Here is a 20,283-nt window from a genome sequence, read left to right as displayed (position 1 = left end):
CCAACCCTGCCCACTTCACAATCAGCCGCGTAGTATATCTGAACCGGCTTAACTATAAATTAACAACGAGATAATTTGTCATAATACTGCGATAGCACGGTATATACCATAGCATAAAGCCCGCAACAGCGGGCTTTATCATGACATAAGCGGCGTTATCAGCCGATATTGTCAGCCATTGTCATCAGTGACGCATTACCGCCAGCTGCTGTGGTGTTAATGGTGATGGTTTTTTCTGTCACCAGACGGTGCAGCAGTTGCGGCCCTGCCGGTGCGGTGATCAGTGGCAGTATCGCGCCTTCACGCGCTGCCAACAGCTCGGCGCATAAAGGTTTTACTGCACTGCTCACATCAATCATCGCCCCTGCCAGATCCTGATGCGCCAGCAGAGTTGTCAGGCAGTCCAGCCGCACCACAGACACCAAATGTTGTGGCATGCCAGCTTGTTGCAGTGCCTTAATGCAGGCTTCCGCTTCGGCCATGTCGGCATCTTCTACCGCTGTAACGACAGCGTTACCTGCTGCCAGCGCGGTAATAATGGCCAGTAACCAGTGGCTGAATGCCGCGGATTCATCGCGTACCAGCGCCAGCACACCACGCGGATCCAGCACCAGCACATTGCTCTCACCGGTAGGGCCGGGCAAAGCGATAGGCTTTTGCAGTTCGCGCTCTACCCGTGCCAGTTTTTGCTGGGCCAGGGTTAAGATTTGATCTAAATCCGGCTCCTGTTTGTTCACCACGGTATTGGCTGCCAGTGAAGCCATAAACTGACGCAGCACAGAGGTGCGTTGGTTTATCGACTGTAATGCCCATTGCTGCTGCGCACTGATAGCTGCTGGCATAGCATAGGCCACTGCGCTGCTGGTTGTCTCGCTCAGCAGGCGATGGCGCTTGGCGTCATCCAATGCTGCACAGCTAACATCCGGATTGTCTTTAACTAACCGTGTCAGATACAGTGGGCCACCTGCTTTAGGACCGGTGCCTGATAAACCGCGGCCACCAAATGGCTGCACGCCAACGACAGCACCGATCATATTACGGTTAACGTAGATATTGCCGGCTTTAATATCGCGGGCTATACGGCGGGTAAACTGTTCGATCCGGCTGTGTACGCCCATTGTCAGGCCATAGCCTGTGGCATTGATCTGATTGATAATATTATCCAGATCATCTGCTTTAAAGCGGATGATATGTACCACAGGGCCGAACACTTCCCGTTCCAGCACGGTTAAATCAGCAATCTCGTACAGGCGTGGTGCAAAGAAATAATGCCGGTCACCTGCTGGGATCTTGCATTCATAATGTAAGGTCGCTTTATCACTCAGATACTGCACATGGCTGCTTAAGCGCTCGTGGGCTTTGGCGTCAATCACCGGGCCCAAGTCTGTACTGAGCCACTGAGGATCGCCGACATGCAACTGAGCCATGGCGCCTTTTAACATGGTAATAATTTTATCTGCCACGTCTTCCTGCAGGAACAATACGCGCAGTGCAGAGCAGCGCTGGCCGGCACTTTGGAAGCCTGATGAAATCACATCGTCTACCACCTGCTCAGGCAGGGCAGTAGAGTCGACAATCATACAGTTCTGGCCGCCGGTTTCAGCAATTAGCGGCACCGGCTCACCGCCGCGTTCTGCCAGTTTACGTGCAATCCAGCAGCCGGTTTCGGTTGAGCCGGTAAACATCACACCCTGAATACGGCTGTCTGGCACGATATGCTCGCCGACCTGACGGCCCGGTGCGATAACTAATTGCACGACATGCTCTGGCATGCCGCACTGACGCATAATTTCAACAGTACGGATGGCAATTAAACTGGTTTGCTCTGCCGGTTTGGCTACCACGGTGTTACCGGCGAGAATTGCAGCGGCTACCTGGCCTAAGAAAATGGCCAGCGGGAAGTTCCACGGGCTGATACATAAAAACACGCCACGGGCCTGTTGTGGCTGTGCAAGCAATTCTTCAGCACGGGCAGCATAGTAGCGGCAGAAATCTATCGCTTCGCGCACTTCAGCTACGCTGTCGCCCAACGTTTTACCGGCTTCTTTTACACACAGTGCCAGTAGCTCGTTACGGTGCGTTTCCAGTGCATCACCAATGCGGCGCAGTAATGCAGCACGCTCGGCGACATCCGTTGCTGACCAACTGGCAAAAGCGGCATCGGCATTGGCCAGGATCTGCTGCATCTTGTCTTTATCGGCATATTGCAGATAACCAATCATTTCATCCAGATTAGCTGGGTTGGTTACCGGTACGGCATCCGGCTGCACAGCAATGTCTTTAACGCTGTCAAACCATTGTGTCATTGCTGCTTTTACTGGCTCCAACTGGTCTATATCGGTTAAATCCAGGCCGTTAGAATTTTTACGCTCGCTGCCATAAAGATCTGCCGGCAGCGGGATCTGGCGGTTGCGCTTCTTCGTCCAGCCGCGTACCGTTTCAACCGGGTCACTCAGTAGTGATTCAACCGGAATAGTTTCATCGACAATGTTATTTACGAATGAACTGTTGGCGCCATTTTCCAGTAACCGGCGTACCAGATACGCTAACAGATCAGAATGCTCTCCCACCGGCGCATAAATGCGGCATGGGATCTTGTCTTTTATTACAATTTCATCGTACAGCGCATCGCCCATACCGTGCAGGCGCTGGAACTCAAAGCCGGTGTAGTCTTTGGTCATTTCCATAATGGTGGCAACGGTGTAAGCATTGTGCGTAGCAAATTGCGGGTAAATACTGTCGCGGTAGCTAAGCATTTTCTTCGCACAGGCCTGATACGACACATCGGTTGACGGCTTACGGCTGAATACCGGGAAGTCACTGAAACCCTCAAGCTGGCTCAGCTTGATTTCGGTATCCCAGTAAGCACCTTTTACCAGACGCACCATCATTTTACGGCCTACTTTAACCGTTAAATCGCGCAGCCATTCAATAACATGAATGCCGCGTTTCTGATAAGCCTGCACGGCCAGGCCAAAGCCTTCCCAGCCATCCAGTGCCGGATCGCTGAACACAGCTTCAATAATATCCAGTGAAATATCCAGCCGGTCGGCTTCTTCGGCATCAATGGTAAAACCGATATCGTAGGCTTTGGCTGCTAACGCCAGCTGTTTGACTTTCGGAATAAGCTCGTCGATAACACGGTCACGGTGGCTAAATTCATAGCGTGGATGAATGGCAGATAGTTTCACCGAGATGCCCGGGCTGTTAAACGGGCCGCGGCCATTCGCGGCTTTACCTATGGTATCGATAGCGCGCATATAACTGTCAAAGTAACGCTCTGCATCGGCCATCGTGCGGGCGCCTTCGCCCAACATGTCATAAGAGTAACGAAAGCCTTTGGCTTCCATGTCAGCGGCGCGCTCCAGTGCGGCGCCGATAGTGGTGCCCATAACAAACTGCGCGCCCATAATTTGCATCGCATAGCGCACTGCCTGGCGGATCACGGGTTCGCCCAAGCGGCCACAGGTACGTTTTAACAGACCAAACTGTTGTTTCTTTTGTTCATCAGAGTAGTTCACCAGCTTACCGGTTAACAATAAACCCCAGGCCGAAGCATTAACGAAAATCGAGCTACTGTTACCCAGGTGAGAGCTCCAGTCGCCCTGTGATAACTTGTCGCGGATCAGGCGGTCGGCAGTGGTTTTATCAGGTACCCTAAGCAGGGCCTCGGCCAGACACATCAGCACCAGGCCTTCTTCGGTTGACAGCGAGAATTCATTTAGCAGCGCATCTACACCACCTTTACCTACCTGCGCCTGACGGATCGTCAGTACTAGCTGGCGCGCACGCTCCCAGGCCCGGCTGCGGGCATTAACACCAATATCGGCCAGCGGTAGCAGGTAATCCAATACCTTATCTTCATCGGCACGATAGAAATCACGAATAGTTTGACGCAGCGGTTGAGTGGCAACCAGGGAACCGTTATACAGCATGGCAGATAGCTTCCTGACAAGATTTGAGAATGCGGCATTTTAGTGAAAAGTCTGCAGCATAGGGTGGTTATTTTTGCCGTTTAACCCTATATAATTCTGGCAGAATTAACATAAACCAGAAAAATTACTGATATGAATACACCTGTAAAAAGTAAAGCGCTGGACCGGATTGATATCAGTATTCTGGACACGCTGCAGCGCGACGGCCGCATTGCCAATGTTGATCTGGCAAAAAAGGTTAATTTAAGCGCCAGCCCTTGTATCGACAGGGTTAAGCGGCTGGAAAAAGAAGGCTATATCGACGGCTTTGGCGCGCGGCTAAACGCGGCTAAGCTTGGCTTTGGTACTGCTGCCTTTATTCAGGTTACGCTGGACAGAACCACCAGCGAGGTATTTGATAAGTTTCGCGATGCGGTAGTGCAGATCCCTCAGGTGGCTGAATGTCACATGGTGGCGGGCGGTTTTGATTACCTGTTGAAACTGCGGCTGCCTAATATGGATGCTTACCGCGACATACTGGCGCTGATAGTCGATTTGCCGGGCGTGGCGCAAACACATACTTATGTAGTGATAGAGCAGGTGAAGAATGACCGCGGCTTGCCACTGAAACCGGCAGACAGCCCGCCGGCAGCGGGCTGATCATTAAAACCGGCGTTGCAGTTGTTACATCCAGCGTTCGTTATTACGTTTTTTCGGCAGGATCAGCGGTAAAATAAGGCCAAACAGCAGGCCAGCCAGTAAAATCAGAGAACCCAGTACCATGGGTTTTTCCCAGATCGAGCTTTGGGTGTTTTCTAGCTGTACTGTTAGCTGCTCATAGGCCCGGTTTGCTTGCTCCAGTTGTTCCTGCGCCGTCTGACGTTCCGCCACAGCCTGATTCAACTGGCTGTTTAACTCATCACGCTGCTGCTCCAGTGCCATAATTTTCTCATTGTGATCGGCATACTCGGCTTTTAACTGCTCCAGTTGTGAAACCAAACCCGGGCTAAAGGTGACATGCTCTTTTGGCAACCAACCGGTTTTGTTATCTTCATACTGAATTTGCGCATAGCCGGTCTCGGCATCTTCCCCAAGATAAGTGACACTTTGGCCGGCGTTAATAGTACCGACAATCCGGTACTGATTACTTGGGCCTGAATGCAGGTAAACAAATAAGGCGTCGCTGATAAAGGCTGGCTTGCTTTCTGTCTGGGCGGCGGCTGAACCGCAATAGGCTAACCAACATGCTGAAAATAATACCAGCAGGGAGCTTTTAATTAATCTGAACATAGGTATCCTGAGCTTATTTTTATAAAACAGCTTTGCAGCCAACACCTTGGATGATAGGGAGTTGCGCGGCAATTGACAAGGTTTAAAACGGTGGCGGCCTGTGCCGGACACACCATAGCAGACAGAGTAGCAGATGAGTACTGAACTTGAGCTGAAGTTTTTACTGGCTCCGGCATATTTACCGCAATTACAGGCCAGCCTGACGCAACTGGGCCAAATTAGCCACTATGAGCAGGCAGATCTGCTGAACGCTTATTTTGATACCAGCACAAACTGGTTTCGCCAGCATGACATGGGGCTGCGTAGCCGTCTAAAGAAAGGGCACTATGAGCAAACCATTAAACTGGCAGGCACCCAGCATGGTGCTATGCAGATGCGGCCGGAGTATAACGAGCCTTGCGCGTCGGTAATACCACAGTTGGTGTCGTTTCCAAGCCATATCTGGCCGGAAAATGCCGATGTTGGCAAGCTGCAGGCAGAACTTACTGAGCTGTTCCGTACTGACTTTAACAGGAGCAGCTGGCAGTTGCGGTGTGCTGATGGCACAGAAGTCGATCTGGTTTACGATCAGGGGCAGGTGGTTGCGAAAGGTAAAACGCAGCCGATTGCTGAGCTGGAGCTTGAATTACTGACGGGCGATCCGCAGCAGCTTTTTGTTCTGGCAAGCCAGCTTATTCAGCTACTACCGCTGCAAACCGGTTGGTTAAGTAAGGCTGCACGGGGTTATCAGCTGGCGTTTGATACTAGGCTAAAATTACCCACAGACATTGGCGATTCTTTACTGGCGCAGGTCAAAGCGCTGCAGCAAGCCGAGGCCTGCTATTTGCAACAACGGGATCCGCTGGCGCTCGGCATTGCGGCAAAGACCCTGGGTGCTATCGCATCTGCGACCAGGAAGCTTGGGCAACTGCAACAGCTTAGTGTTACCGCATCAGCTTTGGCGCAACAACTTGCAGCCAACCAACCGGTATTTGCGTTGCAGGAGTACAACTTATTACTGCTGAGCCTGTCGCAGTATCTGTATCAACATGCCTGAGCGGGAGTCCCTAATGAGCGAGCAAAGTGCTGCACTTTCCAGTTATCTAAAGCAGGTACTCAGCCGGTTTGACTTAACTGCTGTCAGTGAAGCCGCGCAGCGGCAACTGGCAGTATTATTCAGCGGCAGCAACTTTATTGCCCGCACTTTGTTACAACAACCTCAACTGCTGGCAGAGTTTAGCGACAGCCCGGCGCTTATTGCGGCGTTGCAGCTTAACAACAATATACCGCCACAGCTGGATGCCCTTGACGAGCCGGCTGCTTTTACAAAGCTACGTCAGTACCGCAATGCTCAATTGTGTCGCATCCTGGCGGCAGATATTTTGCAGCTGCAGGATATTACGGAGAGCCTGCTGCAGGTGTCACAAGTAGCAGATCTGACCATCAATGCGGCCTATCAATGGACCTATCAGCAGATGTCAGCACAGTGGGGCATGCCGCTGGACAACCAGGGAAAGCCAATGCCACTGCTTATTCTGGGTATGGGGAAGCTCGGTGGTGGTGAGCTGAATTTCTCTTCGGACATCGACTTGATTTTTACCTATCCGGGCAACGGCGAAACCCAGGGCGGACGCCGAAGCTGTGAGCATCAGCAGTTTTTTACCAAACTCGGCCAGAAGCTGATCGCGGCATTGCATCAGGTTACCGCCGATGGCTTTGTGTACCGCGTCGATATGCGGCTGCGCCCTTTTGGTGATAGTGGCCCCCTGGTGCTGAGTTTTGCCGCAATGGAAGACTATTATCAGGAACAAGGCCGGGAGTGGGAGCGTTACGCCATGCTAAAAGCGCGGGTACTAAACCCCGACGGCGTTCACAGCGCAGAGCTGACTAAACTGCTACGGCCCTTTATTTACCGGCGCTATATTGATTTCTCTGCCATTGAATCATTGCGGCGGATGAAACAGCAGATTGAGCAGGAGAATCGCCGTCTGAACCGGCGCGACAATATTAAACTTGGCATCGGCGGCATCCGCGAAGTTGAATTTATTGTGCAGACATTGCAACTGATCCGCGGTGGGCGCATTCCCGCCATGCAGCAGCCATCACTGCTCAAAGCACTGCAGGTAATGGCGGACGAAAACATTCTGACGGCAGAGCAGGTCAGTGAACTGCGGCAGGACTATTTACTACTGCGCCGCATTGAGCAGGCTTTACAAGGCATAGACGACAAGCAGACTCAGACATTGCCGCAGGATGATTTGTCAAAGGCGCAGCTGTTGGCATCGGTAGGCTTTGACAACTGGCAGCAGTTACAACAACAGGTGGATGCCGCTATGGCCCGGGTGCACCAGCAATTCAAATTGGTGATTGATAACGGTGAAGAGCCGGACCAACAGGAAATCACGCTGGGTAAACTGATTTGGGACAGTGAGCAGGCATCATCTGAGCTTGCTGCGCAGCTTGACTGGCTTAGCCTGGAGCAGGCTACCGAGCTAATTGACCAGCTGCAGCAATTCAAACAAGATTGCCAAAAACGCAGTGTTGGCCCGCGTGGCCGCGATTTTCTGGCCAAGCTTATTCCGCTGTTGTTACATATGTTGCAACAACAGCAGGCGTTGCCCAGTGTGCTGAGTCGGGTATTGGGGGTGTTTCGCCAAATCGTCACCCGTACCGCTTATCTGGAGCTGCTGTTTGAAAACGCTGCGGCCTTGCAACAGCTGGTATTGCTGTGTAATCAAAGCGGCTGGCTGGCCGAGCATCTGGCGCGTTATCCGATGCTACTGGATGAGCTAATCGACCCGGCGCAGTTGTATCAGGTGTCAACGGCTGCTGATTATCGCGACCGTCTGCGCCAGCAAATGCTGCGGGTACCGTCAGATGATTTGGAACTGTTAATGGAGACACTGCGCCAGTACAAACAGGCGCAGCAACTACGTATAGCGGCGGCGGATATCAGCGGTGTGTTGCCGTTGATGAAAGTTAGCGACCATTTAACCTGGTTGGCTGAAGCCATAGTAGCGCAGGTAGTAGAGCTGGCCTGGCAGCAAATGACCGAGCGTTATGGCTTACCAGCCGGCGCCAGTAATGATAACAAAGGTGTTGCGGTAATTGCTTATGGCAAGCTTGGTGGGTTGGAACTGGGTTATGGCTCTGATCTGGACCTGGTGTTTGTGCATAACTGTGACAGCCAGGAGGCAACCTCCGGCGATAAGGCCATAGATTCTAAGCAGTTCTATCTGAAACTGGTGCAGCGGGTACTGCATCTTTGTACCACCCGCACCAACAGTGGCGTATTGTACGATATCGATACCAGACTAAGGCCATCCGGTAACTCGGGGTTATTGGCAATCCATATTGAAACTTATGGCCAGTACCTGCAACAGGAAGCCTGGACCTGGGAACATCAGGCGTTAGTGCGGGCGAGGGCGATATATGGCAGCATGGACCTGCAGCAGCATTTTCTCCGTATCCGTCAGCAGATTTTAAGTCAGCCCCGTGTACTTGGCAGCTTACGCCAGGATGTCACGACGATGCGTGATAAACTGCGCCAGCATCATAGCGGTATGGCTGACGATCCCAAACACAGCGTTGGTGGTATTGTTGATCTGGAATTTATCAGCCAGTATCTGGTGCTGGCCTATAGCGCCGAACATGCCAGCCTGTACCAGTACAGCGACAATATCCGTATTCTTGAAGCTGCCGCCGCAGCAGGCTTACTCAGCTCTGAGCAAAGTATTCAGTTGCAGCAGACCTATCAGCTGTTACGTGGCGCCGGGCACCGCCAGACGCTGGCGCCGGCGACCTTGCCACCCGATGATCGGCTGCAACAGGCTAAATGGCAGGTAGAACAAGTGTGGCGACAACTGTTTGACGTAACAGCAGCAATGTAACAGTCACTATTGCTGTTTCGGCTGAGTATCAGCCGTCATACAGTTCTTTTGCAGATGGTCATTGGCTTTGTCAGTGATTACTGCCGCCCGTTCACGCGGACAGTAATACGCCACTACCGGTGATTCAAAATCCGGTGCTATCGCCACTGCAACTTCATAGATCGTCTCAATCAGCGTTGTGTCGGTTTGAAAATACTGCTTTACCACATAGTCGCGCGGTAAGGTCCAGAACAGGGCTATGCCTTCTGCCTGAGAATACTCGGTCAGTTTGGTTTTTATCGTATCGCCTTCACGAAACCGGCGGTCAGTTACCTGGCCGCGCCAGTTTGCTTCACCCGGCACCACGACATTAGCGCGTTGCTGCAGCTGCTGGGTTAAACGATCACTGGTGTCAGGCAGCGAGATCTTGAACTTTGACAACTCTTTTGCACCGTCGGCAATAGAGCCGCGGATTTTTGAGTAAAAATCACTGAAACCCTCAGCTGCGATGTTGGCAGAATCTTTACGGATCAGAAAATCCGGCTTGGTGAAAATGGCATAGGCAAAGGCCCCCAAAATGACCAATAAACTCAGGTTACGGACCCAGAACCACATTTATCAGACTCCTTTAATACAAAGACGGCGCATTTTCATCGGGCCTGGTTTTAAAACGGCGGTGAAGCCACATATATTGCTCCGGCGCCCGCAACACAACTTGCTCTACCCATTGATTCACCCGGGTGACGTCGGCTTTCACATCGCCGGTCGGAAAAGGTGCAAGTTTGGGTTGAACTTCAATTTCGTAGCCTTGGCTGCCTGGCAAGCGCCTAGTGATAACCGGTATCACATCACAATTGGCAGCGTTTGCAAATAATAAGGTACCGGTAGTAGTTGCGGTATCTTTTACGGCAAAAAATGGTACAAATTCAGCTTTATTGCGGCCGTAATCCTGATCGGGCAGGTAAAAGCACACTTCCTGCTGGTTCAGTGCGCGGATAAGCCCTTTCACGTCACGCTTACCAATCATATATTTATTGCTTTTACTACGGCCATGGTAGGTCAGATAGTCCAGTAGTGGGTTGTTGTGCGGCCGGTAAAAGCCGACGCTGGGGTGAGTCAGACCAAAAGCACGGCACACGCCCTCCAGGTGCAGAACATGCGGTGCCAGCAGTAATACACCTTTGCCTGCAGCCAGTGCCTGTTCAATATGCTGATAGCCTTTAAAATGAGCCAGTTTCCTGATCCGCCAGGTGGGCCACCACCAGCCAATTACCGTATCAAACAGCGCCCGGCCGGTTTCTTCAAAGTTGCGTTTTACCAGAGCGGTTTGCTCGGCAGCAGGCATATCAGGAAAACACAGCTCAATATTACGCTGCGCTACTTTGCGGCGTGATTTCAGTACTTTGTATAGCAAGCGGCCAAAGCCCGCTCCTAAAGTCATCAGCACGCTATAAGGCAGCCAACTGATGAGATAAAGCAACGCTGCGCCAAGCCATAACAACCAATAATTCGGCAACAAAAAGCGCCAGCTAAACTGCGGAGCCTGAACCACGCGATATCCTCAGCAAAAAATGAAAGCGCTATTGTAGCGAAAAATGGCGGGGGAGATAGCAGAAACTGGTAAGAGGTTCACCGCAGATGCGGTGAACCTTAACGCAGATTAGTTAGTCAGGGCCTGGTTAATGCCCGTCAGATCCTGTTCCGACAGGTTACCGGCTGCCTGTTTCAGCGCCAGAATAGCAATAACGTAGTTGTAGCGGGCACCGGATAAGTTGCGGCGTGCTTCAAACAGGTTACGGGTACTCAGCAGCACATCAACAATGGTACGGGTGCCGACTTCAAAACCGGCTTCAGTGGCATTTAACGCACTTTCAGCAGAAATAACAGCCTGTTCAAGTGCCCGGATCGTTGCAATATTGGCATTAATATCGTTAAAAGAGCTGCGAACCTGGCGTACTGCGGTGCGGTAGCTTAATTCCAGATCCTGCGCTGCGGCAACATAATTTGCACGGGCTACAGCGGTGCGAGCAGTGGTAGCACCACCACTGTATAGCGGCACACGCAGGTTAAGACCTATTGATTTGCTATCCAAGCGCGGTAAGTCTGTGGTTGTGGTTTCGCCACCTACTGTGACATCAGATTTTGTATCTGATGTACCATAGGAAGCATCCAGCGATACCGTTGGGTAATGCCCGGCTCTGGCGATATCAATATCATTCTGCGCAATTTCCAGCGCCAGTTTGTTTGCCTTCAGGCTCAGGTTTTTCTCTTCCGCCAGTTTAACCCACTCGTCAGCACTGGCCGGTGAAGGTGTTTGGGTAGAAAACTTATCTGTATTTAGCGTTGCCAGTTCAGCATGATACTGGCCGGTAATTTCACGTAGTGCTTCACGGGCAGTTTCCAGCGCGTTTTGCGCGGTGATTTCACGGGCAACGGCACTGTCAAACTGCGCCTGGGCTTCATGCACATCGGTAATCGCCGTTAAACCTACGGCAAAGCGCTGTTTGGTTTGCTCTAATTGGCGCTCGATAGAGCGTTTTTCTGCTTCGGCAAAACCTAAATCATCTACTGCTTTTAACACATTAAAATAGGCTTGCGACACACGGACAATCAGCTCTTGCGAGGCAGCGTCCAGATTGGTCTGGCTTTGTAAGGCGCGTTTTTCAGCTGTATTCAGGTTTTCCCAGTTAGTCCAGTCGAAAAGTGATTGCGATAAGCTAACCTGGGCATCCCAACCTGACCCTTCGGTATCGATAATAATCAGGTCGCCTGACTCGAGCGGTTGCGAGCGTTCAGCCATAGTTTTGCTGTAGCCCGCGGTTAAATTTACCTGCGGTAATAAACTGGCTTTACTAACATCAATCGCTTCGCGCGCTGAGTCGCGCGTGGCTATCGCTTTTAACAGCTGCGGATCTTTTTGTGTGGCTAACTGATATATTTCCTGCAGGTCCGCTGCAGCAATCTGCAGGCTGAACAAACCGAAAGAAGATGCTAACAAGGTACTGATTAAGGTCTTTTTCATTTCTACCAATCCTGGTCAGATAAAAGGAAACTGCACGAATAATACTCTGTTACGGTAAACTTCGTAATCATTAAACGGTAAAGTTGCACGCAAGAGTGTAACAGAATGTGAGTGCAGTTATGTCTAAATACAATATCAGTCAGTATCCTTCATTTGGGCCGCAGGATCTGGAGATTCTCGACAAAAGCACGGTTTTTCAGGGTTTTTTCCGCTTAGAACAATATACATTGCGGCATAAGCTGTTCAATGGTGGCTGGAGTGGCACGGTAAAGCGCGAAGTATTTGAACGTGGCCACGCTGTTGTCGTGTTACCTTATAACGCTAATACCGATGAGCTGGTGCTGATTGAACAGTTCAGAGTCGGCGCCAGTAGCGGCGGACAAAGCCCATGGTTGCTGGAGGCGATAGCCGGCATGATAGAGTCAGGCGAAAGTGCTGAGCAGGTCGCACGGCGTGAAGCGCAGGAAGAAGCCGGGTTAACAATGGGCGAACTTTGGCCTATGCTTAGCTACTTATCTAGCCCGGGCGGTACAACTGAACGGATCCAACTGTTTTTAGGCCAGCTTACCGCGCCGGTGCAGCAGGGGATCTTCGGTTTGGCTGATGAACAGGAAGATATTAAAGTGCATCTGGTGCCCCGTACTGTGGCGATGCAACTGCTGGAACAGCAAAAAATCGATAACGCCGCCAGTGTCATTGCACTGCAATGGCTGGCTCTTAATCTGGATAAAGTCAAACACGCCTGGGGAGCCTGAAGTGTGGTTTAAACGCCGTAAATATGTACCACAATTACCGGATTTTCTCGCACTGTGTGAACGTAATTACGCGCAGTTGAACCGCTATTTGTCTGACGATACCCGTCAGGGGCAATCAACGGTCATTCAGGTTTCTGCGCAGCATCGCTATTGTATCAGTGTCAGTGAGGTGGCCCGTTTTACCACTACGCTGCAGATCGAACTGCTGGATGAGCAGCAACATTTTTTCCGGCCGCATTTTGTCGTGCGGTTGTATCATGATGCACAGGTGGCCGAAGTGCTGGCTTGCCAGCATATCAGCCGTTTTAAGGCTCGCTACGATTATCCCAATCTGGATATGTTGTTACCGGATGAAAAAAGGCAAATCAACATGTTACTGCGTGACTGGCTGAAACTCTGTGCTGGTCAGGGTTACATTAACCGGGAGCTGGTGTTCGGTTAATGCAGTACGTGTTCAGCCCGAAAAACGCTTACCGTCTGGTGCAGATCACCGATTGCCACTTATTACAAAGTGCAGACGGTTACTATCAGCAGGTGCAACCTGCAAAGCATCTGGCTGCGATAATCCGGCAGTTGCAAACAGAGCTGCCTGATGCGGTAATTTTAACCGGCGATTTAACACAGGATCACAGCGAAGCGTCATACAGCCTGCTGGCTGAGCTTATGCAGGGATTAAATTGCCCGGTATTTATAACGCCGGGTAATCATGATGATGAAACCATGCTAAAGCAGCTGTGTGTTGCTCCTCCTTTTCGTATAGATCAGAGCCTGCAATTACAGGGCTGGCAGCTGGTATTGTTAAATACTAAAGGTGCAACGCCGGCCGGTGTATTTCCCAAGGCACAGCAGCAATGGTTAGCGCAGCAATGCCGTGATAGCACGCAAGCTAATATCTGGCTGTTTTGCCATCATCACCCTGTGCCGCTTAATTGTTTTATCGATAAACACGGTCAGCAGGATCAGGCTGCGCTTTGGTATAGCATAAAAGCACACCCTCAGATCAGGGGAATTGCACACGGCCATGCTCATTATGCCTACCAGCGGTTGGAGCAGGGCATTAATATAGTCGGCTGTCCGGCAAGCTCAGTACAGTTTTTACCCTCAGCACAGTGGCAAACGGTAAATGCGGGGCCACAGTGGTGTGATTGGCATTTTAGTGCCGACGGTGAAGTAAGCTGGCAGTTTCGCCGCTTGTAATAATGGTAGTAATACAAAATATGAACAGTAAAATACTTTATTTACATGGTTTTGCCAGCTCGTCGCTGTCAGATAAAGCGCAGCAGACTACGGCTTATTTTCAACAGCATTATCCACATATTGACTATGTCGCGCTGGATCTGCCGTATGAGCCAGCAGCAGCGCTTACTCTTATCAAACAACACATCGGGCAGCAGCGTAATGTTGCGCTGATAGGCAGTTCATTGGGCGGCTTTCTGGCTACCTGTATTGCTGAGCAAATTGAATGCCGGGCTTGTTTGATTAACCCGGCCGTGGCACCGCATACGGTATTAGATAAACACCTTGGCCGCTATTATCACCCGGTATTGCAGCAACATTATGATGTCACCAGTGCGCAAATGAGCCAGTTGCAGCAGATGATGCCAATAACGTTGCAAAAACCTGAGAATTACTTGCTGTTGTTGCAAAGCGGCGATGAAGTGTTAGATTACCGTCTTGCGCTTGAATACTATAAAGGTGCAACCATAAAACTGAGCGAAGGTGGTGATCACAGTTACGTTGGCTATGCCAATGAACTGGACGCTATTGCCAACTTTTGCCAACTTGCGTAAAACGCGCTTAATCCTATCAGCCAGTGACCGAGACTATGACATCACAACAATACAATGCCGATTCGATTGAAGTGCTGACCGGGCTTGAGCCCGTGCAGCGTCGCCCCGGAATGTATACCGATACCAGCCGGCCAAACCATTTGGGGCAAGAAGTTATCGACAACAGCGTCGATGAAGCGCTGGCAGGGCATGCCGATGCAGTACAGGTTATTTTGCATGATGATCAGTCACTTGAAGTAATCGATAACGGCCGTGGTATGCCGGTAGATATTCATCCGGAAGAGGGCGTTACCGGCGTAGAGCTGATTTTCTGTCGTTTGCACGCCGGCGGTAAGTTCTCCAATAAAAACTACCAGTTCTCCGGTGGTTTACACGGCGTCGGTATTTCGGTGGTTAACGCCTTGTCGAGCCGCGTTGATGTCACCGTGCGCCGCGACGGTAATGTGTATGAAATGGCGTTTGAGCATGGCAATAAAGTGTCAGAGCTGAGCATCACCGGCACTGTGGGTAAACGCAATACCGGTACCCGGGTACGGTTCTGGCCAACAGCATCTTACTTCGATTCAGCCAAATTCTCGGTCAGCCGCCTGCTGCATGTATTAAAAGCCAAAGCTGTATTGTGCCCGGGGCTGACCGTCAGTTTCGATGACAAAGTAAACCAGCAGCAGTACCAGTGGTGCTATCAGGCTGGTATTAAAGATTATCTGGCCGAGTCAGTTAAAGATTATGTTTGCCTGCCGGAGAAGCCATTTGTCGGCAGTTTCAGTGCCAGCACTGAAGCTGTGGAATGGGCATTGTTATGGCTGCCAGAGGGCGGCGAGTTGGTGACCGAAAGCTATGTCAACCTGATCCCAACGGCTCAGGGCGGTACTCATGTCAATGGATTGCGCCAGGGCTTACTGGAGGCGCTGCGTGAATTTTGTGAATTCCGTAACCTGTTGCCACGTGGCATCAAGCTGTCAGCAGAAGATATCTGGGACCGCTGTGCTTATATCCTGTCGCTAAAAATGCAGGATCCACAATTTGCCGGCCAGACCAAAGAGCGCTTGTCATCGCGTCAGTCAGCCGCGTTTGTGTCCGGTATCGTTAAAGATGCGTTTAGTTTATGGCTGAACGAGCACACCGATATTGCAGAAAGCCTGGCAGACTTTTGTATTAACAACGCGCAAAAGCGCCTAAAAGCGGCCAAAAAAGTCGTACGTAAAAAGGTGACCTCAGGCCCGGCCTTGCCTGGCAAGCTGGCGGACTGTTCATCACAGGATTTAAACCAGACTGAACTGTTTCTGGTAGAAGGTGACTCGGCAGGTGGTAGTGCCAAGCAGGCGCGCGACCGCGAGTTTCAAGCTGTTATGCCACTACGCGGTAAGATTTTGAATACCTGGGAAGTGGAGTCTGGCCAAATTCTGGCGTCACAGGAGGTGCATGATATTTCTGTCGCCATCGGTATGGACCCGGACAGTGACGATTTGACCGCACTGCGCTACGGTAAAATCTGTATTCTGGCGGATGCTGACTCAGATGGTCTGCACATTGCCACCTTGTTATGCGCCTTGTTTATGCGCCATTTCCGTAATCTGGTTGAGGCGGGGCATGTTTATGTCGCCATGCCGCCTTTATACCGCATTGATATCGGCAAAGAGGTGTATTACGCGCTGGATGAGGATGAAAAAAATGGCATTTTGGACCGGATAGAAGCAGAGAAAAAACGCGGCAAAGTAAATGTGCAGCGTTTTAAAGGTTTGGGCGAGATGAACCCGTTGCAACTGCGTGAAACCACTATGGATCCTAACACCCGGCGTTTAGTGCAACTGACGATAGATGACGTAACACAAACCATGGAAATCATGGATATGTTGCTGGCGAAAAAGCGCTCGACAGACCGTCGCGAATGGCTGGAGCAAAAAGGCGACAAAGCGGCCCTTACGGTTTAACAACAGCACTCAGCACAAGGCGTCAGACTGTGAACAAACATTTATCAGCAATTATGTTTTGTACCGGCATGCTGTTGAGTCAGGCTGCTGTTGCAACTACGCTGCCAGATTGGCTGGCGCAGGTTGATGAGCAAAAACACCAACAACCTGAGCAAATGTTGCAGTTGCTGCAGCAGCATCGCTCTGAGCTGGCAAACCTGACGCCAGAGGTACAGGCAAACTGGTACTATCAGCAGGCCGCGCTGATGAAGGCTCTGGGACGGCATCAGGAACAGCTGGAAGCCGCAGAGCGGGGGCTGGCTCTGCTCGGGAAAGAGCCCTCGCTGTTAAAAGTTGATCTGCTGTATCAGCTGGGTTTTGCGCTGGAAATGCAAACACAATATCAACAGGCAATGCAGCACTATCAGCAAGGGATGGAACTGGCCACTTTGCTTGATGATGAAAAGCATGTTTTGTTGGGGCAGATTAATCATGCTGCATTACTCAGTGCGCAAAATAAAGAACAGCAGGCATTACTGTTACTCAAAGATACATATCAACGTGCTCAGCCGCTGAAAGATGCTGAACTGCTGGCAGAAATAAATGCTGAACTCGGGTTGTTGTACGCCTCACTTGCGTTTGAACAGGATGCGATTGGCCTGCTAAATGAAGCGCTAAAGCAGTACGAACAACTGGGCTGGCAAAAAAATCAGATCACGGTGTTGTTTAATCTGGCACGCACTTATAGCTATCTGGAGCAGTATCAGCTGTCGTTGCAAACCTATAATCAAATGCTGCAAAAAAGCCTGCAGGCTGATGATAAGGTGAACCTGTACCATGCCTATCTGGGGCTGGCTATTACCAGCAGCGACAGTGGCAACGGCGACGCAGCCTTGTCTTACATCGATAAAGCCGAGCAGTATTTACCTCAGTTACAATCCACCTCGCATATTTCGACGCATCACTATGAAAAGGCACTTATTTATCAGAAGCTGAATCAAAGCTCGCTGGCAATGCAGCAAGTGGTGCTGGCTGAGCAGGCGCTGACGGATGAAAGTGTCGCTGAAGATAGCCCAACCCGCCTTAATGTCTGGTACTTAAAAGCCCAGTTATTGGCTGAGCAAGGTGAGTATCAGCGGGCTTATCAGCAGTTAACCGATTTTGTTTTCCTGTTTCAGGATGTGCGCGATAAAGAGAATGAGCTGGCACTGGAACAACTGCGGCTTGGCTTTGATCATGAACGGCAGCTGCAGCAGAACCGCCTGCTGGAGCAGGATAATGAACTTAAAGCTTTGCGACTGAAAGAAGCAGAGCGTGACCGGCAGGTACAGTTTTTGTGGCTGGCGGTGCTGGGGTGTAGCACATTGGTGTTGCTGATCCTGCTGTTATGGCAGCTGACCCGCAAAAAATCTAAATCTATAGCGACCGGGGCAGAAGTGTCCGGCCAGACAGGATAAGTTATGACAGAAACAGTAATTTCGTATGACGGTGTAGAGCAGCTTCCGCTGCGGCGTTTTACTGAAGAGGCGTACCTTAATTACTCTATGTACGTCATTATGGACAGGGCTTTACCGCATATTGGTGACGGATTAAAGCCGGTGCAGCGGCGTATCGTGTATGCGATGTCTGAGCTTGGTTTGTCACATCTGGCAAAGTACAAAAAGTCGGCGCGTACAGTCGGTGATGTGTTAGGTAAATTCCACCCGCATGGCGATTCGGCATGTTACGAAGCTATGGTGCTGATGGCTCAGCCATTTTCTTACCGGTACCCGCTGGTCGACGGTCAGGGCAACTGGGGTGCACCGGACGACCCGAAATCGTTTGCGGCAATGCGTTATACCGAAGCCAAGCTGTCGCGTTTTTCTGAAGTACTGCTGTCTGAACTGGGCTCCGGTACCACCGACTGGCTGCCGAATTTCGATGGTACGCTGGAAGAGCCCAAAGTGCTGCCAGCACGCTTACCGCATATTCTGCTCAACGGCATTACCGGTATTGCGGTGGGGATGGCAACCGATATTCCGCCACATAACGCGCGTGAAGTGGCACATGCCTGCGCCGCCCTGCTGGACAATCCGCACAGTACAGTGACGGATTTAATGCAGTACGTAAAAGGACCTGACTACCCGACTGATGCCGAAATCATCAGCCCGGCAGCCGACTTAGCCGCTATCTACGAAACCGGCCGTGGCAGCGTAAAAATGCGCGCTATTTACCAGCAGGAAGATGGCGATATTGTCATTACCGCTTTGCCGCATCAAACATCGGGTGCCAAAGTGCTGGAACAGATTGCTGCCCAGATGCAGGCGAAAAAGCTGCCTATGGTCAGTGATTTACGTGATGAGTCGGATCATGAAAACCCGACCCGGATTGTTATCGTACCGCGTTCAAACCGCATTGACGTTGAACAGCTGATGCAGCATCTGTTTGCGACCACGGATCTGGAGAAAAGCTACCGGGTTAATATCAATATACTTGGGTTGGATAACCGGCCGCGGGTAAAAAACCTGCTGGAAATCCTGAGCGAATGGCTGACCTTCCGCCGCGATACAGTGCGCCGCCGCTTGCAATACCGATTAGACAAGGTACTGGACCGGTTGCATGTATTGGAAGGTTTATTAATAGCTTTTCTGAACATTGATGATGTGATCCGTATTATCCGCACTTTTGATGAGCCCAAACCTGAGTTAGTGTCATTCTTTGGCATTACCGAACGCCAGGCCGAAGCCATTCTGGAGCTGAAATTACGCCATTTAGCCAAGCTGGAAGAGATGAAAATCCGCGGCGAGCAGGACGAGCTGGCAAAAGAGCGTGATAAGTTACAGGCGATCCTTGGCTCAGAGAAAAAGCTGACCAAACTTATCCGTGATGAGCTGCTCTCTGACGCGGAGAAATATGGTGATGACAGACGTAGCCCGATAGTGGTGCGCGGCGAAGCCAAAGCGCTGAGTGAAAAAGAGCTGTTGCCAAGCGAGGCGGTTACTGTGGTGCTGTCCGAAAAAGGCTGGGTGCGCTGTGCCAAAGGCCACGATGTTGATGGTAATGCGTTAAGTTACAAAGCCGGTGATGCCTTTAAAGCCATGGCCAGTGGCCGTTCAAACCAACAAGCAGTATTTATTGATTCATCAGGCCGTAGTTTTGCCACCGAAGCGCATGAGCTGCCGTCTGCCCGCGGCCAGGGCGAGCCCTTAAGCGGCCGTTTTGCTATGGTTGCCGGTGAGAGCTTTGAGCATGTGCTGCTGGGTGATGACAAACAAGCCCTGCTGCTGGCCAGTGACGCCGGCTATGGCTTTGTTGCCGAATACAGTGATTTACTCAGCCGCAACAAGGCCGGTAAAGCCGTGCTGAGTTTGCCGGTAGGCGCAAAAGTATTACCGCCTGTGGTAGTGAAACAACCGGATACCGATTTGGTACTGTGTATTTCTAATGAAGGCCGCATGCTGGTGTTTCCGGTGGCGGATTTACCTAAGCTCAGCAAAGGTAAAGGCAATAAACTGATGTCGATTCCTTCTGCCCGCGCTGCCAGTCGGGAAGAATATGTTTGTCAGCTGGCGATAGTACCGGCTGACGGCAGCGTAACGTTGGTGGCTGGCAAGCGCAAGCTGGGGCTGAAAGCGGACGATCTGGCGCATTATCATGGCGAGCGCGGCCGGCGCGGCAATAAGCTGCCACGCGGTCTGCAGCGAATTGATGAAGTGCAGGTTAGTCTGGGTAATGATACTAGCAGTGATCAAACCAGCAGCAGCGAATAAAGCCG

Annotated in this window: 15 protein-coding genes; 10 read left to right on the top strand and 5 right to left on the bottom strand. The window is 51.1% G+C overall.

Annotated features, from left to right (window positions below; all coding sequences use genetic code 11):
• Positions 1–158: 158 nt before the first annotated feature.
• A complete protein-coding gene (putA, locus tag LHL18_RS15930) occupies positions 159–3,935 on the bottom strand; it encodes a bifunctional proline dehydrogenase/L-glutamate gamma-semialdehyde dehydrogenase PutA (RefSeq protein ID WP_226767795.1) in 3,777 nt (1,258 codons plus the stop codon).
• A 132-nt stretch (positions 3,936–4,067) separates the two neighbouring features.
• Here putA and LHL18_RS15925 point away from each other — a divergent pair, with 132 nt between their 5' ends.
• Positions 4,068–4,574 carry an Lrp/AsnC ligand binding domain-containing protein gene (locus LHL18_RS15925; RefSeq protein ID WP_134059162.1) on the top strand — a complete coding sequence of 169 codons (507 nt, stop codon included), beginning with the start codon at positions 4,068–4,070 and terminating at the stop codon, positions 4,572–4,574.
• Between the two features lie 24 nt (positions 4,575–4,598).
• Here the strand turns inward: LHL18_RS15925 and LHL18_RS15920 are convergent, their stop codons facing one another.
• Entirely contained in the window at positions 4,599–5,204 is a 606-nt protein-coding gene (locus LHL18_RS15920) for a TIGR04211 family SH3 domain-containing protein (protein WP_226767794.1), read from the bottom strand.
• Between the two features lie 133 nt (positions 5,205–5,337).
• Here LHL18_RS15920 and LHL18_RS15915 point away from each other — a divergent pair, with 133 nt between their 5' ends.
• Together LHL18_RS15915 and glnE are read left to right on the top strand one after the other, a co-directional pair.
• Positions 5,338–6,240, top strand: coding sequence for a CYTH domain-containing protein (locus LHL18_RS15915; RefSeq protein WP_226767793.1), 903 nt, complete (start codon positions 5,338–5,340; stop codon positions 6,238–6,240).
• A gap of 13 nt (positions 6,241–6,253) precedes the next feature.
• Positions 6,254–9,073 carry a bifunctional [glutamate--ammonia ligase]-adenylyl-L-tyrosine phosphorylase/[glutamate--ammonia-ligase] adenylyltransferase gene (gene glnE, locus LHL18_RS15910; RefSeq protein ID WP_226767792.1) on the top strand — a complete coding sequence of 940 codons (2,820 nt, stop codon included), beginning with the start codon at positions 6,254–6,256 and terminating at the stop codon, positions 9,071–9,073.
• Between the two features lie 6 nt (positions 9,074–9,079).
• On the opposite strand, the gene LHL18_RS15905 is transcribed toward glnE, so the two are convergent.
• The 3 genes from LHL18_RS15905 to tolC form a co-directional block, all read right to left on the bottom strand.
• The gene (locus LHL18_RS15905; protein WP_226767791.1) at positions 9,080–9,667 is read right to left on the bottom strand and encodes a TcpQ domain-containing protein; all 588 of its coding nucleotides are present in this window, start codon (positions 9,665–9,667) and stop codon (positions 9,080–9,082) included.
• 13 nt (positions 9,668–9,680) lie between these two features.
• The gene (gene lpxL, locus LHL18_RS15900; protein WP_226767790.1) at positions 9,681–10,604 is read right to left on the bottom strand and encodes an LpxL/LpxP family Kdo(2)-lipid IV(A) lauroyl/palmitoleoyl acyltransferase; all 924 of its coding nucleotides are present in this window, start codon (positions 10,602–10,604) and stop codon (positions 9,681–9,683) included.
• A 108-nt stretch (positions 10,605–10,712) separates the two neighbouring features.
• The gene (gene tolC / locus LHL18_RS15895) at positions 10,713–12,074 is read right to left on the bottom strand and encodes an outer membrane channel protein TolC (protein ID WP_226767789.1); all 1,362 of its coding nucleotides are present in this window, start codon (positions 12,072–12,074) and stop codon (positions 10,713–10,715) included.
• Positions 12,075–12,193: 119 nt separating this feature from the next.
• On the opposite strand from tolC, the gene nudF reads away from it, so the two are divergent.
• Genes nudF through parC form a run of 7 tightly spaced genes read left to right on the top strand, consistent with a single transcriptional unit; the run spans position 12,194 to position 20,278 of the window.
• Positions 12,194–12,829, top strand: coding sequence for an ADP-ribose diphosphatase (gene nudF, locus LHL18_RS15890; RefSeq protein ID WP_226767788.1), 636 nt, complete (start codon positions 12,194–12,196; stop codon positions 12,827–12,829).
• Between the two features lies 1 nt (position 12,830).
• On the top strand, positions 12,831–13,271 hold the full coding sequence (locus tag LHL18_RS15885) for a DUF1249 domain-containing protein (RefSeq protein WP_206109693.1): 441 nt from the start codon (positions 12,831–12,833) through the stop codon (positions 13,269–13,271).
• On the top strand, positions 13,271–14,026 hold the full coding sequence (locus LHL18_RS15880; protein WP_226767787.1) for a metallophosphoesterase family protein: 756 nt from the start codon (positions 13,271–13,273) through the stop codon (positions 14,024–14,026). The genes LHL18_RS15885 and LHL18_RS15880 overlap by 1 nt, the downstream gene beginning before the upstream one ends.
• A 20-nt stretch (positions 14,027–14,046) precedes the next feature.
• Complete coding sequence (locus LHL18_RS15875) at positions 14,047–14,619, top strand: YqiA/YcfP family alpha/beta fold hydrolase (RefSeq protein ID WP_226767786.1); 573 nt, start codon at positions 14,047–14,049, stop codon at positions 14,617–14,619.
• Between the two features lie 35 nt (positions 14,620–14,654).
• Positions 14,655–16,550, top strand: coding sequence for a DNA topoisomerase IV subunit B (parE, locus tag LHL18_RS15870; protein WP_226767785.1), 1,896 nt, complete (start codon positions 14,655–14,657; stop codon positions 16,548–16,550).
• A 29-nt stretch (positions 16,551–16,579) separates the two neighbouring features.
• Positions 16,580–17,986, top strand: coding sequence for a tetratricopeptide repeat protein (locus tag LHL18_RS15865; RefSeq protein WP_226767784.1), 1,407 nt, complete (start codon positions 16,580–16,582; stop codon positions 17,984–17,986).
• 3 nt (positions 17,987–17,989) lie between these two features.
• On the top strand, positions 17,990–20,278 hold the full coding sequence (gene parC / locus LHL18_RS15860) for a DNA topoisomerase IV subunit A (protein ID WP_226767783.1): 2,289 nt from the start codon (positions 17,990–17,992) through the stop codon (positions 20,276–20,278).
• Positions 20,279–20,283 lie beyond the last annotated feature (5 nt).

Origin of the sequence: Rheinheimera aquimaris (assembly GCF_020531985.1) — a bacterium.
GTDB lineage: Bacteria > Pseudomonadota > Gammaproteobacteria > Enterobacterales > Alteromonadaceae > Alishewanella > Alishewanella aquimaris.
This window is presented reverse-complemented; position numbering and strand designations above follow the sequence as displayed.